General features: G+C 73.7%; 11 protein-coding genes. 1 reads left to right on the forward strand and 10 read right to left on the reverse strand.

All coding sequences use genetic code 11. The features are described 5' to 3' along the window. Nucleotides 1-222 precede the first annotated feature (222 nt). The 8 genes from ACZ6B1_RS16935 to ACZ6B1_RS16970 are packed head-to-tail and all read right to left on the reverse strand — an operon-like array spanning nucleotide 223 to nucleotide 10,228. The gene (locus tag ACZ6B1_RS16935; protein ID WP_468779062.1) at nucleotides 223-828 is read right to left on the reverse strand and encodes a TetR/AcrR family transcriptional regulator; all 606 of its coding nucleotides are present in this window, start codon (nucleotides 826-828) and stop codon (nucleotides 223-225) included. Then, nucleotides 816-1,553: an enoyl-CoA hydratase family protein gene (locus ACZ6B1_RS16940; RefSeq protein WP_468779064.1), complete on the reverse strand. Its 738-nt coding sequence runs from the start codon at nucleotides 1,551-1,553 to the stop codon at nucleotides 816-818. The genes ACZ6B1_RS16935 and ACZ6B1_RS16940 overlap by 13 nt, the downstream gene beginning before the upstream one ends. Continuing rightward, complete coding sequence (locus tag ACZ6B1_RS16945; protein WP_468779066.1) at nucleotides 1,550-3,118, reverse strand: 4-coumarate--CoA ligase family protein; 1,569 nt, start codon at nucleotides 3,116-3,118, stop codon at nucleotides 1,550-1,552. The genes ACZ6B1_RS16940 and ACZ6B1_RS16945 overlap by 4 nt, the downstream gene beginning before the upstream one ends. 28 nt (nucleotides 3,119-3,146) lie before the next feature. Further along, nucleotides 3,147-4,307, reverse strand: a complete 1,161-nt coding sequence (locus ACZ6B1_RS16950) for an acyl-CoA dehydrogenase family protein (RefSeq protein ID WP_468779068.1) — start codon at nucleotides 4,305-4,307, stop codon at nucleotides 3,147-3,149. Continuing rightward, nucleotides 4,304-6,160 (reverse strand): acetyl/propionyl/methylcrotonyl-CoA carboxylase subunit alpha, encoded by a 1,857-nt coding sequence (locus ACZ6B1_RS16955; RefSeq protein WP_468779069.1) that lies wholly within the window; start codon nucleotides 6,158-6,160, stop codon nucleotides 4,304-4,306. The genes ACZ6B1_RS16950 and ACZ6B1_RS16955 overlap by 4 nt, the downstream gene beginning before the upstream one ends. A 5-nt stretch (nucleotides 6,161-6,165) precedes the next feature. Continuing rightward, a complete protein-coding gene (locus ACZ6B1_RS16960) occupies nucleotides 6,166-7,764 on the reverse strand; it encodes an acyl-CoA carboxylase subunit beta (protein ID WP_468779071.1) in 1,599 nt (532 codons plus the stop codon). Then, on the reverse strand, nucleotides 7,761-9,437 hold the full coding sequence (locus ACZ6B1_RS16965; RefSeq protein ID WP_468779073.1) for an acyclic terpene utilization AtuA family protein: 1,677 nt from the start codon (nucleotides 9,435-9,437) through the stop codon (nucleotides 7,761-7,763). Before ACZ6B1_RS16965 ends, ACZ6B1_RS16960 begins: the two co-directional genes overlap by 4 nt. Next, the gene (locus ACZ6B1_RS16970; protein ID WP_468779075.1) at nucleotides 9,434-10,228 is read right to left on the reverse strand and encodes a TIGR03084 family metal-binding protein; all 795 of its coding nucleotides are present in this window, start codon (nucleotides 10,226-10,228) and stop codon (nucleotides 9,434-9,436) included. The genes ACZ6B1_RS16965 and ACZ6B1_RS16970 overlap by 4 nt, the downstream gene beginning before the upstream one ends. 120 nt (nucleotides 10,229-10,348) lie before the next feature. Here ACZ6B1_RS16970 and ACZ6B1_RS16975 point away from each other — a divergent pair, with 120 nt between their 5' ends. Further along, the gene (locus ACZ6B1_RS16975) at nucleotides 10,349-11,089 is read left to right on the forward strand and encodes a class I SAM-dependent DNA methyltransferase (protein ID WP_468779077.1); all 741 of its coding nucleotides are present in this window, start codon (nucleotides 10,349-10,351) and stop codon (nucleotides 11,087-11,089) included. A 27-nt stretch (nucleotides 11,090-11,116) separates the two neighbouring features. Here ACZ6B1_RS16975 and ACZ6B1_RS16980 read toward each other — a convergent pair whose 3' ends face one another. Next, nucleotides 11,117-12,064 carry an EamA family transporter gene (locus ACZ6B1_RS16980; RefSeq protein WP_468779079.1) on the reverse strand — a complete coding sequence of 316 codons (948 nt, stop codon included), beginning with the start codon at nucleotides 12,062-12,064 and terminating at the stop codon, nucleotides 11,117-11,119. 191 nt (nucleotides 12,065-12,255) lie between these two features. Further along, nucleotides 12,256-15,075, reverse strand: a complete 2,820-nt coding sequence (locus tag ACZ6B1_RS16985; RefSeq protein ID WP_468779080.1) for an FAD-binding and (Fe-S)-binding domain-containing protein — start codon at nucleotides 15,073-15,075, stop codon at nucleotides 12,256-12,258. Nucleotides 15,076-15,124 lie beyond the last annotated feature (49 nt).

A 15,124-nucleotide genomic window follows, 5' to 3' on the forward strand; every position in this document is an offset into this window, starting at 1 on the left:
GCCCGGCTCACTCCGCCCGGGCCGCGGCGTGCGGGGTGGGAGCTTGCCCTGTATGTGGGCCGTGCGGTGCCGTCCATCCTCTCGGCCGGCCGCGCGCGGAAGTCCTCGGTGAGCTCGGGCCGGCCGCGCCGGCCGCGGTGCGTCCTGCGGGGTCGCGTCGAGGCCGACGAGCTGGAAGTGCTCGCCCATGCGTGCGCCGTGGCTTCGGCCACTGACAGCGGCTCAGTCCAGGGCCGTCTCCACGAGTGCCGCCCACTGGGCGACCACGCGCTCGCGGCGGGCGGTGTCGTCGGTGAGGAGGTTGGCGAGGCCGAGCCCGCGGGCCATGTCGAGCAGGCCCTGGACGGTTTCCCGCACGCCGGGGCGGGACTCGTCGGCGCCGAGGAGTTCGACGGCGATGCGGTGGGACTCGCGGCCGACGCGTGCCTCCAGTTCGGTCACGCGCGCGCGGAGCTGTTCCTCGTCGCTGGCGGCGACCCACAGGTGCAGGGCGGCGCGGAAGAGGGGGCCGGTGTAGAGGCCGACGACGGCGGAGACGACGGCGCGCCGGTCGGCGGGGCCGTCGGGGAAGAGTTCGCGCAGGGCGGTGGAGCGTTGCTCGGCGACGTACTCGACGGCGGCCGTGAACAGGTCCTCGCGGGTGGGGAAGTGGTGCTGGGCGGCGCCCCGGGAGACACCGGCGCGTTCGGCGACGACGGCGACCGTGGAGCCCGCCCAGCCGTGTTCGGCGAGGCAGGCCACCGCGGCCTCCAGGAGCCGCTGCCGGGTGGCCCGGCTGCGGTCCTGTTTGGGTACGCGGTCGCGTTCCGCCGTACTCACACCACCCATGCCGCATCCCGTCTTTCCAGGAAGGCCGTCATCCCCTCCCGGGCCTCGGGCGAGGAGAACAGCCGCGCCGAGAGCGCGGTCAGGGCGGCCGCGTCCCGGTCGAAGGTCTCCAGAACCCTAGCCGTGAGCAGCCGTTTCGTCTCGGCCAGGGCCTGGGGCGAGGAGCGGCGCAGGCCGTCCAGGACGGGGCTGAGGGCTTCGTCGACGTCGTCGGCGGTCACGGTGAGCAGGCCGAGGCGTACGGCTTCGGCGGGGTCGAAGCGTTCGCCGGTGAGGTAGTAGCGGGCCAGGGTGCGCGGGTCGGCGCGTGGCATCACGGGCAGGGAGATCACCGCCGGGGCGACGCCGATGCGGACCTCGGTGAAGGCGAAGGTGGCGGTGGTGGCGGCGGCGGTGATGTCGCAGGCGGCGAGGAGGCCGAGGCCGCCGGCCCGGACGTGTCCGGTGACCCGGGCGACGACGGGTCTGGGCAGCTCCACGATCTGCCGCAGCAGGCCCACCAGGGCGTCCGGGTGCGGCGGGTCGCGCAGGTCGGCCCCTGCGCAGAAGGTGGTGCCGGTGTGGGTGAGGACGACGGCGCGTACGCCGGGGTCCTCGGCGCAGTCGGTGAGCGCCCCGGAGAGGGCGTCGACGAGGGCGGCGGAGAGCGCGTTGCGGGTGCCGGGGGAGTCGAGGCTGAGGGTTTCGACGGCACGCGCGCGCGTGCGTGAGACGAGGGTGCTCAAGGCAGCTCCCGGAGCCGGCGGCGGAGGATCTTCCCGGAGGCGGCGCGGGGCACGGTGCCGATGAAGGTGACGCGGCGGACGCGCTTGTAGGGCGCGACGCGTTCGGCGACGTGCAGCATGACCTCGTTCTCGCTCAGGTCTCCGGCGGTGGGCTGGCGGACGACGAAGGCGTGCGGGATCTCGTTGCCGTCGTCGTCGTGGGCGCCGATGACGGCGGCGTCGGCGATGCCGGTGTGGGTGAGCAGCAGGGCTTCCAGTTCGGCCGGGGCCACCTGGAAGCCCTTGTACTTGATGAGTTCCTTCACCCGGTCGACGACGAAGAGCCAGCCGTCGTCGTCGACATGCCCGACGTCCCCGGTGTGCAGCCAGCCGTCGGGGTCGATCACGGCGGCGGTGGCGTCGGGGCGGCCGAGGTAGCCCTTCATCACCTGCGGGCCGCGGATGAGGATCTCGCCGGGTTCGCCGGTGCCGAGGTCCTTGCCGGGGTCGTCGAGGGAGACGATGCGCATCTCGGTGCCGGCGATGAGCCGGCCGACGGTGCCGGCGGGCGCGCTGTGCAGGGCGTCGAGCGGTACGACGTGGGTGCCGGGCGACAGTTCGGTCATGCCGTAGGCCTGGCCGATCGGGGGCAGGCCGAGGCGTTCGGAGCAGGCGGCGGCGAGACGCGCGTCGAGGGGGGCGGCGGCGCTGATGACGTGCTTGAGGGAGGAGAGGTCGTAGCGGGCGACCGCCGGGTGCTTGGCGAGGGCGAGGACGATCGGCGGGGCGACGTACAGGCCGGTGATGCGGTGGGTCTCGATGGCGGCGAGGAAGGTCTCGAGGTCGAAGCGGGGCAGGACGACGACGGTGGCGCCCTTGCGCAGGGGGGCGTTCATCAGGGCGGTGAGCCCGTAGATGTGGAAGAACGGCAGCACGGCGAGGATGCGGTCGCCGGGTCCGGCCGGGACGGGGGCTTCGAGCTGGGCGAGGTTGGTGGCGATCTGCCGGTGGGTGAGCATCACGCCCTTGGGGACGCCGGTGGTGCCGGAGGAGTACGGCAGGGCGGCGACGTCCTCGGCCGGGTCGAAGCCGATCTCCGGCTCGGGGGCGGTGCCGGCGAGCATGTCGATGAGCGAGCGGTGCCCGGGTGCGCTGTCGCAGACGAATATCTCCCGTATGCCGCCCGCGAGTTCCGCGGCGCGGCGGGCGGTCCCCAGCAGCGGGGAGACGGTGACGATCCAGCGGGCGGCGCAGTCGGCGAGCTGTTTGGCGAACTCCTCCGGGGTGGCTAGCGGGTGCACCGTGGTGACGGAGGCGCCCGCGCGCGTGGCCGCGTAGAAGGCGGTCGGGAAGGCGATGGTGTTGGGGCTGTGCAGGGCGAGTACGTCGCCCTTGCGGACACCGGCGTCGGCGAGGGCGGCGGCGAGCCGCCGGTGGAACCGGTCCACTTGCTCGTACGTGAGGGTGGTGCCGTCCGTGCCGTCGATGAGGGCCGGGTGGTCGCCGTAGCCGGCGGCGGGGCCCAGGACGACGTCGTGGATGGGGAGTTCTACGGGCGGGACGTCTGCGTACTCGCTGCGGAACACGGTTCCTCCAAGCGGCCGCCGCTGCGGCCTAGTACGACTTGGGCAGGCCCAGGGTCTGGTGGGAGACGTAGTTGAGAATCATCTCCCGGCTCACCGGTGCGATACGAGACACGCGCGAGGCCGTTATCAGTGAGGCGAGGCCGAACTCGCGCGTGAGGCCGTTGCCGCCGAGGGTGTGCACGGACTGGTCGACGGCCTTCACGCAGGCCTCGGCGGCCGCGTACTTGGCCATGTTGGCGGCCTCGCCCGCGCCGATGTCGTCGCCGGCGTCGTAGAGGTGGGCCGCCTTCTGCATCATGAGCCGGGCCAGTTCCAGGTCGATGTGCGCCTGGGCGAGGGGGTGCGCGATGGCCTGGTGGGCGCCGATGGGGGCCTTCCAGACGGTGCGCTCACGGGCGTACTCGACCGCCCTGGCGAGCGCGTACCGGCCCATGCCGATCGCGAACGCGGCCGTCATGATCCGCTCGGGGTTGAGCCCCGCGAAGAGCTGCAGCAGACCGGCGTCCTCGTCGCCCACCAGCGCGTCGGCGGGCAGCCTCACGTCGTCGAGGACGAGTTCGAACTGCTTCTCGGCTGCGTTGAGTTCCATGTCGATGGGACGGCGCTGGAAGCCCTCGGCGTCCCGCGGGACGATGAACAGGCAGGGCTTGAGGCGTCCGGTGCGGGCGTCCTCGGTGCGGCCGACGATCAGCACGGCGTCGGCCATGTCGACCCCGGAGATGAAGACCTTGCGGCCGGTGAGGAGCCAGTCGGCGCCGTCCTTGCGGGCCGTGGTCGTGATGCGGTGGGAGTTGGAGCCGGCGTCGGGCTCGGTGATGCCGAAGGCCATGAGCCGGGTGCCGTCGGCGAGCCCGGGGAGCCAGGTCCGCTTCTGCTCCTCCGTACCGAAGCGGGAGATCACCGTTCCGCAGATGGCCGGGGAGACGACGAGCATGAGGAGCGGCGAGCCCGCCGCGCCCAGTTCCTCCAGGACGATGGAGAGTTCGGTGATGCCGCCGCCTCCGCCGCCGTGCTCCTCGGGGAGGTTGACGCCGAGGTAGCCGAGTTTCCCGGCCTCCGCCCAGAGTTCGGTGGGGTGGCGGCCCTCGGCGAGGGTCCGGGCGATGTAGTCGCGGCCGTAGCGCTTGCCGAGGGCCGCCACCGCGGCGCGCAGGGCCTTGTGCTCTTCGGACTCGATGAGAGTGCTCATGGTGTCTCCTGGAGTTCGTTCACGACCGCCAGCAGCGTTCCTGGCTCCACCTGCCGGCCCGTCGTGGCGTGCAGGGCGGTGAGCGTGCCCGTGACGGGCGCCGAGATCTGGTGCTGCATCTTCATCGCCTCCAGCCAGATCAGCGGCTGGCCGGCCCGCACCGTGGCGCCCTCGGTCAGCCCTTCGGCGACCCGGACGACCGTGCCCGGCATGGGCGCGAGCAGGGAGCCCGGGGCGATCTGTGCCGCGGGGTCGGGGAAGCGGGGCAGGACGGTGAGCGCGGTGGAGTTCACGTACACCCGGTCCGTGCCGTACCGGGACACCTCGAACCGGCGCTGGACGCCGTCCACTTCGAGTACGACCAGACGCGCGTCGGCGTGCACCACCCGGACCCCGTCTGCGGTGAGGCCCTGCCGGGTGTGCCGGTAGTGGACCTCGTGTTCCTCGCCTGCCGTCTCGTACCGCTTGACCTGCGGCTGGGAGGGCACGTTGCGCCAGCCGCCGAAGCGGGAGCGGCCGTGGGCGTCGGCGAGGGCGGCGGCGAGCGGGGCGTGCGGGTCGGGGGCCGGGGCGGTGAGGGCGGCGAGGTGGCGGTCGTAGAAGCCGGTGTCCATACGACCGGCGGTGAACTCCGGGTGGCGCAGGGAGTTCAGCAGCAGGTCCCGGTTGGTGACCGGGCCGTGCAGCGCGGCGCGTTCCAGCGCGCCCGCGAGCCTGCGGATCGCCTCCGCGCGCGTGGGGGCGTGGGCGACGACCTTGGCGAGCATCGGGTCGTAGTGGACGCCGATGGTGTCGCCGTCGGTGTAGCCGGTGTCGAGGCGGACCCCGGCGGGTACGGCGAGGCGGTGCAGGGTGCCGGTCTGGGGGGCCCAGTCGCGGGCGGGGTCCTCGGCGTACAGGCGTACCTCGACGGCGTGCCCGCGCGCGTGTGGCGGCTCGCTCGCCAGCGGGTGGCCCTCGGCGACGCGGATCTGCTCCGCCACCAGGTCGACGCCGAACACCGCCTCGGTGACGGGGTGTTCCACCTGGAGGCGGGTGTTCATCTCCAGGAAGTGCGCGCGGCCGTCGGCGACCAGGAACTCCACGGTGCCGGCGCCGACGTAGGACACCGCGCGCGCGGCGCGTACGGCGAGCGTGCGCAGCTCCTCCTGGAGTCCCGTGGTCAGACCGGGCGCCGGGGCCTCCTCGATCACCTTCTGGTGGCGGCGCTGGAGGGAGCAGTCGCGGGTGCCGAGCGTCCACACCGTGCCGTGGGTGTCGGCGAGGATCTGCACCTCGACGTGGCGGCCGCGTTCGAGGAAGGGCTCGGCGAAGACCTCGCCGTCGCCGAAGGCGCTGGCGGCCTCGGCGCGCGCGCCCTCCAGCGCGTCCGGCAGGTCTTCGAGGCTGCGCACGATCCGCATCCCGCGCCCGCCGCCGCCCGCCGCGGCCTTGACCAGCACCGGCAGGTCGGCCTCGGTGACCTCGCCGAGGGGCGCGATGCCCATCAGCTCCTTGGCGCGCGTCTTGGACGCCATCGCCTCGATCGCCTCCGGGGGCGGGCCGATCCAGACGAGTCCGGCATCGAGGACGGCCCGGGCGAACGCGGGGTTCTCGGAGAGGAAGCCGTAGCCGGGGTGGACGGCGTCGGCGCCGGCCGCCAGGGCGGCCTTCACGATCAGGTCGCCGCGCAGGTAGGTCTCGGCGGGTGTCGCGCCCGGCAGCCGTACGGCGGTGTCGGCCACGCGCGTGTGGAGCGCGTCCTCGTCGGCGTCCGAGTGCACCGCGACCGTGCGGATGCCGAGTTCACCGCAGGTGCGGAAGATCCGGCAGGCGATCTCGCCGCGGTTGGCGACCAGCAGAGTCGAAATCATGAGCCTCACATCCGGAAGACGCCGAAGCCGCCGCGCGCGCCCTCGAAGGGGGCGGTGTGGATGGCGGACAGGCACAGGCCGAGGACGGTGCGGGTGTCGCGCGGGTCGATGACGCCGTCGTCGTACAGCCGCCCGGACAGGAACATCGGCAGCGACTCGGACTCGATCTGCTGCTCCACCATGGCGCGCAGGGCGGCGTCCGCGTCGTCGTCGTACGGCCGTCCCTTCGCCGCCGCCGACTGCCGGGCGACGATGGAGAGGACGCCCGCGAGCTGCTGGGGGCCCATGACGGCCGACTTGGCGCTGGGCCAGGCGAACAGGAAGCGCGGGTCGTAGGCGCGGCCGCACATGCCGTAGTGCCCGGCGCCGTACGACGCGCCCATGAGGACGGACAGATGGGGCACGCGGCTGTTGCTGACGGCGTTGATCATCATGGCGCCGTGCTTGATGATGCCGCCCTGCTCGTACTCCCTGCCGACCATGTAGCCGGTGGTGTTGTGCAGGAAGAGGAGCGGGATGTCGCGCTGGTTGGCGAGCTGGATGAACTGGGCGGCCTTCTGCGACTCGGCGCTGAACAGCACGCCCTGGGCGTTGGCCAGGATGCCGACCGGGTAGCCGTGCAGCGCGGCCCAGCCGGTCGTCAGGCTCGTCCCGTACAGCGGCTTGAACTCGTCGAAGTCGGAGCCGTCGACCAGCCGGGCGATGACCTCGCGGGGGTCGAAGGGGATCTTCAGGTCGCCGGGAACGATGCCCAGCAGCTCCTCGTTGTCGTATTTGGGTGGTTGTGCGAAGGGGGGATCGGGATGGGCCTTGCGGTGGTTGAGGCGGGCGACGACCCGGCGCGCCTGCCGGAGCGCGTCCCGCTCGTCGACGGCGAAGTGGTCGGCGAGGCCCGACACGCGCGCGTGCATCTCGGCGCCGCCGAGGGACTCGTCGTCGCTCTCCTCGCCGGTCGCCATCTTGACCAGCGGCGGACCGCCGAGGAACACCTTGGCGCGCTCCTTGACCATGATCACGTGGTCGGACATGCCGGGCACGTAGGCGCCGCCGGCGGTGGAGTTGCCGAAGACGACGGCGACGGTCGGGATGCCGGCCGCCGAGAGCCTGGTGAGATCCCGGAAGATGGCGCCTCCGGGGATGAAGATCTCCTTCTGCGACGGCAGGTCGGCGCCGCCGGACTCCACCAGGCTGATGCAGGGCAGCCGGTTGGCGAGGGCGATGTCGTTGGCGCGCAGCGCCTTCCGCAGGCTCCAGGGGTTGCTGGCGCCGCCGCGCACGGTCGGGTCGTTGGCGGTGATCAGGCACTCCACGCCCTCGACCACGCCGATGCCGGTGACCAGCGAGGCGCCCACCGTGTAGTCGCTGCCCCAGGCGGCGAGCGGGGACAGTTCGAGGAACGGGGTGTCCGGGTCGAGGAGCAGTTCGATGCGCTCGCGGGCGAGCAGTTTGCCGCGGTCGCGGTGCCGTTCGACGTACTTCTCGCCGCCGCCCGCGAGCGCCTTGGCGTGCTCCGCCTCCAGGTCGGCGAGCTTGGCGAGCATGGCCTCGCGGTTGGCCAGGTAGTCGGGGCCGCCGGTGTCGAGGGCGGAGGGCAGGACGGTCACAGCAGGGCCTCCGGGATGTCCAGGTGGCGGGAGCGCAGCCATTCGCCGAGGGCCTTGGCCTGGGGGTCGAAGCGGGCCTGCGCGGCGACGCCGGCGCCGAGGATGCCGGTCACGACGAAGTTGAGGGCGCGCAGGTTGGGCAGCACGTGCCGGGTGACGGGCAGGTCCCGGCTCTCGGGGATCAGCTCCCGGAATCGCTCGGCTGTCAGCTCGTGGGCGAGCCACCGCCAGGCCTCGTCGGACCGCGCCCACACGCCCACGTTGGCGTTCCCGCCCTTGTCCCCGCTGCGGGCTCCGGCGACCAGACCGAGGGGCGCCCGGCGGGCCGGCCCGGGCGGCGGGGGTTCGGGCAGCGCGGGTTCCGGTACGGCGTCCAGTGCGGCCGTGTCCGCGGCCGGTGCCACGGGGATACGGCTGCCGTCGTGGAGGACGGCCACATGGTCGACGGCGCCATGGGGCACGTACACATCCTCGAAGACTCCATAGGGCGCGCCCTTACCCGGTGGGGCGAGCACGTGGAAGCCGGGGTAGCTGGCCAGCGCCAGCTCCACGGCAGCCCCACTGAGGGCCCGTCCCACGAGCCGCTGGTCCGGGTCCCGGACGACCAGGCGCAGCAGGGCGCTCGCGGTCTCCTCGGTGTCCGCGTCGGCGCGGTCGGTGCGCACGAGGTCCCAGCGGACCTCCTGGGGCGGCGACTTGGCGAGCGCGTCCGTGAGCTGCTCGCGCACGAGGGCGGCCTTGGCCTCGATGTCGAGTCCGGTGAGGACGAAGACGACCTCGTTGCGGAAGCCGCCGAGCCGGTTGAGCCCGGCCTTGAGCGTCGGCGGCGGCGCCTCCCCGCGCACCCCCTCGATCCGCACCCGGTCCGGCCCGTCCTGGCTCAGCCGTACGGTGTCCAGCCGGGCGGTGGCGTCCGGCCCGGCGTACCGGCCGCCTGCCGTCTCGTACAGCAGTTGGGCGGTGACGGTGCCGACGTCGACGAGGCCGCCGGTGCCGGGATGCTTGGTGACGACACTGCTGCCGTCGGCGTGGATCTCGGCGAGCGGGAAGCCGGGCCGGCGTACGTCGCCTTCCCCGAAGAACGCGTAGTTGCCGCCGGTGGCCTGCGTCCCGCACTCCAGCACGTGCCCGGCGACGACGGCACCTGCGAGCCGGTCGTACTCCCCCGGCCGCCAGCCGAAGTGGGCGGCGGCCGGCCCGGTGACCAGCGCCGCGTCCGTCACCCGCCCGGTGACGACGACGTCCGCGCCCGCCCGCAGGCACTCGGCGATCCCGAAGCCGCCCAGGTAGGCGTGGGCGGCGAGGGCGCCGGGGTGGGCGGCGCCCAGATCGTCGCCCTCGACATGGGCCACCCGCACCGGTATCCCGAGCCGCTCGCTCAGCTCCCGCACCCGCTCGGCGAGTCCGGCCGGATTGAGGCCACCGGCGTTGGTGACGATCCGCACCCCGCGCTCATGGGCGAGGCCGAGGCAGTCCTCCAACTGGCGCAGGAAGGTGCGTGCGTATCCGGCGGAGGGGTCCTTCAGCCGGTCGCGGCCGAGGATGAGCATGGTGAGTTCGGCGAGGTAGTCACCGGTGAGGACGTCGACCTCGCCGCCGGTGAGCATCTCGCGCAGCGCGTCGAAGCGGTCGCCGTAGAAGCCGGAGAAGTTGCCGATGCGCAACGCGTTCACCGGGTGCCCTCCCGCGGCGGGCGGCCGGTACCGGGCGGGCCGGCGAAGGCCTGGGCGATGCCGAGCCAGCGGTCGGCGTCCGGGCCCTCGGCGCGCAGGGCGAGGTCGGCGCGGTGGGCGCGCTGGGTGACGAGCAGGCAGAAGTCCAGCGCGGGCCCGGTGACACGCTGGGAGGCGTCCTCCGGCCCGTACGCCCACAGGTCACCGGACGGCGCCCGGAGCTCGACACGGAACTCGTCGGCGGGCGGCGTGAGTCCGTGGGCCAGGTGGGCGAAGTCGCGGGTGCGCACCCCGAGTCGTGCCACATGCCTGAGCCGGTCGGTGGGCGGCCGGTCCGCACCGAGGGCGTCGGCGATGTCCAGCCCATGGGCCCAGGTCTCCATGAGGCGGGCGGTGGCCATGGATGCGGCCGACATGGGCGGCCCGTACCAGGGGAACCGGCTGCCGGCCGGCGCGGCACGCACGGCCCGCTGCAGGGCGTCCCGTCCGGCACGCCACCCCGCCAGCAGCTCGGCGCACGGCAGCCGGGCGCCTTCCTCCGCGCCCTCGTCCACGAAGGAGCCGGGGGCGGCCAGCGCCTTCTCGACCAGCGCCTGGAAGGCCCCGGCGTCGGTGACGGCCAGCAGGGCCGAGCGGTCGGTCCAGGCGAGGTGCGCGATCTGGTGCGCGACGGTCCAGCCGGGCGCGGGAGTGGGGCGGGCCCACTGCTCCGGTCCCAAATCCGCGACCAGCAGGTCGAGTTCGTCGCTTTCGGCACACAGGTCGTCGATGACGGGCGTCGGGTCGGCCATGAGGGGGAGCATGGCAGTGGGCCCAGAAACAATCAAGCATGCTTGCATTAATTTTCGCGGCAGGTGTGCCCGCCGAAAAAGGCCGCGCGGCGCCCGACGCTCCCCCTCTACCGTCGGAACATGGTCGATGAGGACGGTTACTTCGGGGAGTCCGTCGCGGCTTCGTACGACGAGTCGGTGGCGGAGATGTTCGAGGACGGGGTCATCGAACCCGCGGTCGGGGTACTGGCGGAGCTGGCCGGCGACGGGCGGGCGCTGGAGCTGGGGGTCGGGACCGGGCGCCTCGCGCTGCCGCTCGCGCGGCGCGGGATCGAGGTGCACGGCATCGACCTGTCACGGGCGATGGTGGACCGGCTGCGGGCCAAGCCGGGCGGTGACGCGGTCGGGGTGACGGTCGGGGACTTCGCGACGACGAAGGTGGACGGCACCTTCCGGGTCGCCTATCTGGTCTTCAACACGATCATGAACCTGACCTCCCAGGACGCCCAGGTGGACTGCTTCCGCAACGCGGCAGACCATCTGGAGCCCGGCGGCTGCTTCGTCATCGAGGTCGGGGTGCCGGATCTGCGCCGGCTGCCGCCCGGGCAGAGCGCGGTGCCGTTCCGCGTGGAGGAGGGGCGGCTGGGCTTCGACCTGTACGACGTGGCGACGCAGTCCGTCAGCTCGCACCATGTGCGGGTGACGGACGGCCGGGCGACGTACTTCTCGGTCCCGTTCCGGTACGCGTGGCCCGCGGAGTTGGATCTGATGGCCCGCCTCGCGGGGCTGCGGCTGCGCGAGCGGTGGGACGGCTGGACGCGGGAGCCCTTCACGAGCGACAGCCGGCAGCATGTGTCGGTGTGGGAGAAGCCGGCCGGCTGAACTCCGGCCGCGCCGTGCGCGCGCCGGTCAGGCCTCGGGGGCCGGTGCCGGGACCTTGCCGCGCCCGACCTGGGACCGCACCGCGCCGATGGACGCCGCGATCACCAGGGCGACGGCGGCGGCCTCCGTGGCGGAGAGCGCCTGGCCGAGCACCAGGAAGCCCGCCGTGGCCGCGATGGCCGGCTCCAGGCTCATGAGGATGGCGAAGGTGTGGGCGGGCAGGCGGCGCAGCGCCAGGAGTTCGAGGGTGTAGGGCAGCACCGAGGAGAGCAGCGCCACCGCCGAGCCGAGGGCGACGGTGGTGGGGTTCAGCAGGCGGCTGCCGGCCTCGGCGATGCCGAGAGGGAGGAAGAGCAGGGCGGCCACCGCCATCGCCAGCGCCAGGCCGTCCGCCTGCGGGAAGCGGCGGCCCGTGCGGGCGCTGAAGACTATGTAAGTCGCCCACATGGCACCGGCACCAAGGGCGAAAGCGACACCTGTGGGGTCCAGGTCGCTGAAGCCTCCGCCGCCCAGGAGGAAGACCCCCGCCAGGGCGAGCGCCGCCCACAGCGCGTTGATCGCCCGTCGGGACGCCAGCACGGACAGCGCCAGCGGGCCGAGGACCTCCAGGGTGACGGCGGGGCCCAGCGGGATACGGGCGACCGCCTCGTAGAACAGGCCGTTCATCGCGCCCATGGCGACACCGAAGACGATCACGGTGCCCCAGTCGGTGCGCGAGTGGCCCCGCAGCCGGGGCCGGCAGACCACCAGCAGGACCACGGCCGCCGCGAAGAGCCGCAGGGTGACGACGCCGAGCGCGCCGGCCCTCGGCATCAGGGTCACCGCGAGCGCCGCGCCGAACTGCACCGAGATCCCGCCGGCCAGCACCAGACCGACCGGCCCGAGCGAGCCGAACGAACCGAACCGACGCGGGGCACCCCCGGAGGATGCCGGCGCATGCTGCGTCGAGGGGGCGGTGTGGCTGGAGGTGCTCACGGGCGGTCCTGGGGCTGGCTGGGATCTGGGGTCGGAGTCAGGGACTCAGGTCATGTTCATCTCGATGTACTTTCAAGTCCAGGGTAATGGACTCCGTCAGGAGTGTGAACCCGGTACGCGACTGTTCCGCATGCTGGGACACCGTGCGTTCACATACCGACACTCCGCCCGTCGTTCGGCCCCCTCCCCCGTCACCCGTCGGCCTCCGTCCCGGCGTCGAGCGCCTCCGCCAGCACCTCCGCCAGATGCCGTCCCCGCACCCCGGCCAGCTGCTCCAACTGGGTACGGCACGAGAAGCCGTCCGCCAGGATCACCGTCCCCTCGGCCGCCGCCCGCACCGACGGCAGCAGCTGTTCCTCCGCGCAGGCCCGGGAGACCTCGAAGTGGCCTTTCTCGAAGCCGAAGTTGCCCGCGAGGCCGCAGCAGCCGCCGCTCAGCTCGCCGGTCAGGCCCGCGGACGCGCGCAGCGCGCGGTCGGCGCCGTCACCGAGGACCGCGTGCTGGTGGCAGTGGGTCTGCCCGGCGACCGGGCGGCCGACGGCGGGCGGGGTCCAGTCGGGGGCGTGCCGCCGCAGCGTCTCGGCGAAGGTGAGGACCGCCGACGACAGCCGGGCCGCGCGCGGGTCGTCCGGCAGGAGTTCCGGGAGGTCGGCGCGGAGGGCCGCGGCGCAGCTCGGTTCCAGGACGACGACGGGAGTGCCCCTGCGCAGCGCCGGTTCCATCAGGTCCAGGGTGCGGCGCAGCACAGTGCGGGCCCGGTCGAGCTGGCCGGTGGAGACGTAGGTCAGGCCGCAGCAGACCCCGCCGCCGACCGGCCGGGACGGTGGCAGCACCACCCTGAGTCCGGCGGCCTCCAGCACCCGCACGGCCGCCTGCCCGACCGAGGGCGAGAGATGCTCGGTGAAGGTGTCGGGCCAGAGCACGACAAGGTCCCCGCTGTTCCGCCGCTCGCGCCGCCGCCACCAGCGGCTGAAGGTCCGCGGCGCCAGCCGGGGGATGTCCCGCTCCGGGGCCATCCCGGCGAGCCGCTTGCCGATCCGGGCCGGCAGCCGCAGCGAGGCGAGCCGGTTGAGCAGCCGTGCCGCGCCGCTCCGCGCCGCCCAGCGCAGCCACACCGGCAGCCGGCCCATGCTGTAGTGGGCGGCCGGCCGGCGCCTGCCCCGGTAGTGGTGGTGCAGGAACTCCGCCTTGTAGGTGGCCATGTCGACACCGACCGGGCAGTCCGAGCGGCAGCCCTTGCAGGACAGGCACAGGTCCAACGCGTCCCGGACCTCCGTGGAGCGCCAGCCGTCCGTGACCAGTTCACCCGCGAGCATCTCGTGCAGCAGCCGGGCCCGGCCCCGGGTGGAGTGCTCCTCCTCGCCGGTCGCCCGGAACGAGGGGCACATCACGGCGGGCCCGGACGCCGTGGTGGTACGGCACTTGGCGACGCCGACGCAGCGGCGGACGGCGGCCCGGAAGTCGCCGCCGTCGGCCGGGTAGCCGAAGGCGACGTCGACCGGGCGGCGGGGCAGCACGGAGAAGCGGAGGTTCGCGTCCAGCGGGTCCGGGCGGACCAGCATCCCGGGGTTGAGCAGATCGTCCGGGTCCCAGACCCCCTTGGCCCGTTCGAAGAGCCGCACCGTCTCCTCGCCGTACATCCGCGGCAGCAGCTCCGCGCGGGCCTGGCCGTCGCCGTGCTCCCCGGACAGGGAGCCGCCGTGGGCCACCACCAGGTCGGCGAGGTCACCGGAGAACCGCCGGAAGCGGCCCACGCCCGCCTCGGTGAGCAGGTCGAAGTCGATGCGGACGTGGATGCAGCCGTCACCGAAGTGGCCGTAGGGAGTGCCCCGCAGGCCGTGGGAGGACAGCAGGGCGCGGAAGTCCCGCAGATAGGCGCCGAGCCGGTCCGGCGGCACCGCGCAGTCCTCCCAGCCGGGCCAGGCCTCCCTCCCGTCGGGCATCCGGGTCGCCGTACCGCTCGCGTCCTCGCGGACGCGCCACAGGGCCCGCTGCGCCGCCGGGTCGGTGACCACGAGGGAGTCGAGGACGTCGGCCGCGCGGACGATCGCCTCCGCACGCGCGCGTGCCTCGGCCGCCGTCCCACCGCCGGTCTCCACGAACAGCCAGGCGTCCCCCCGGGGCAGCGCGGCCGGTTCGGGCACCAGGTCGGCGGCCATGCCCTCCACCGCCAGCGGCCCGAACGGGAGCAGGCCCGCCGCGGCCTCGGCGGCCGCGCTCTCGTCGCCGTACCCCAGCACCGCCAGCGCACGCGCGCGCGGGGCCTCCACCAGCCGTACGACAGCCTCCGTCAGGATGCCGAGCGTGCCCTCGGAGCCGCAGAAGGAGCGGGCGACGTCGGCGCCGTTCTCGGGCAGCAGGGCGTCGAGCGCGTACCCGGAGATACGGCGGGGCAGCTCGGGGAAGCCGGTGCGCAGCCGGGCCAGGTCGCCCGCCACCAGCTCGCGCAGCCCCTCCGGCGCACCGGCCCAGTCCCGCCCGAGCCGCAGTCGCTGCCCGCGCGCGGTGATGACGGACAGCTCCCGCACGCTGTCCGCGGTGGTGCCCCAGGCGACCGAGTGGGAACCGCACGAGTTGTTGCCGATCATTCCGCCGAGCGTGCACCGGCTGTGCGTGGCGGGATCGGGACCGAACCGCAGGCCGTGCGGGGCGGCGGCCTCCTGCAGTCGGTCGAGGACCAGCCCGGGCTGGACCACGGCCGTGCGCGTGTCCGGGTCCAGCTCCAGCAGCCCGTTCATGTGCCGGGTGAAGTCCAGCACCACGCCCGTGCCGGTCGCCTGCCCCGCGATCGAGGTGCCCCCGCCGCGCGCCACCACCGGCACCCCGCGCGCCCGGCACACCTCCAGCACGGCCGCGACGTCGGCGGCGTCCCGCGGGGCCACCACCCCCGCCGGCACGCGCCGGTAGTTGGACGCGTCCATCGTCACGAGCGCCCGGGACGTGATGTCGAAGCCGACCTCGCCCCGGACGGCCCCGCGCAGTTCCGCCGCAAGACCCGAGAGATCCGTCATGCGTCCAGGATGCATCCGCTCACGCACAGTCACCGAAACTTTTCCACAG

Source organism: Streptomyces sp. NPDC041129 (genome assembly GCF_055592265.1).

Excerpts from the sequence above, each read along its gene's own strand:
- ACZ6B1_RS16985 (WP_468779080.1), bottom strand. The coding sequence starts at position 15,075 with ATGACGGATCTCTCGGGTCTTGCGGCGGAACTGCGCGGGGCCGTCCGG.
- ACZ6B1_RS16970 (WP_468779075.1), bottom strand. The coding sequence starts at position 10,228 with ATGGCCGACCCGACGCCCGTCATCGACGACCTGTGTGCCGAAAGCGAC.
- ACZ6B1_RS16975 (WP_468779077.1), top strand. The coding sequence starts at position 10,349 with ATGGTCGATGAGGACGGTTACTTCGGGGAGTCCGTCGCGGCTTCGTAC.
- ACZ6B1_RS16935 (WP_468779062.1), bottom strand. The coding sequence starts at position 828 with ATGGGTGGTGTGAGTACGGCGGAACGCGACCGCGTACCCAAACAGGAC.
- ACZ6B1_RS16950 (WP_468779068.1), bottom strand. The coding sequence starts at position 4,307 with ATGAGCACTCTCATCGAGTCCGAAGAGCACAAGGCCCTGCGCGCCGCG.
- ACZ6B1_RS16955 (WP_468779069.1), bottom strand. The coding sequence starts at position 6,160 with ATGATTTCGACTCTGCTGGTCGCCAACCGCGGCGAGATCGCCTGCCGG.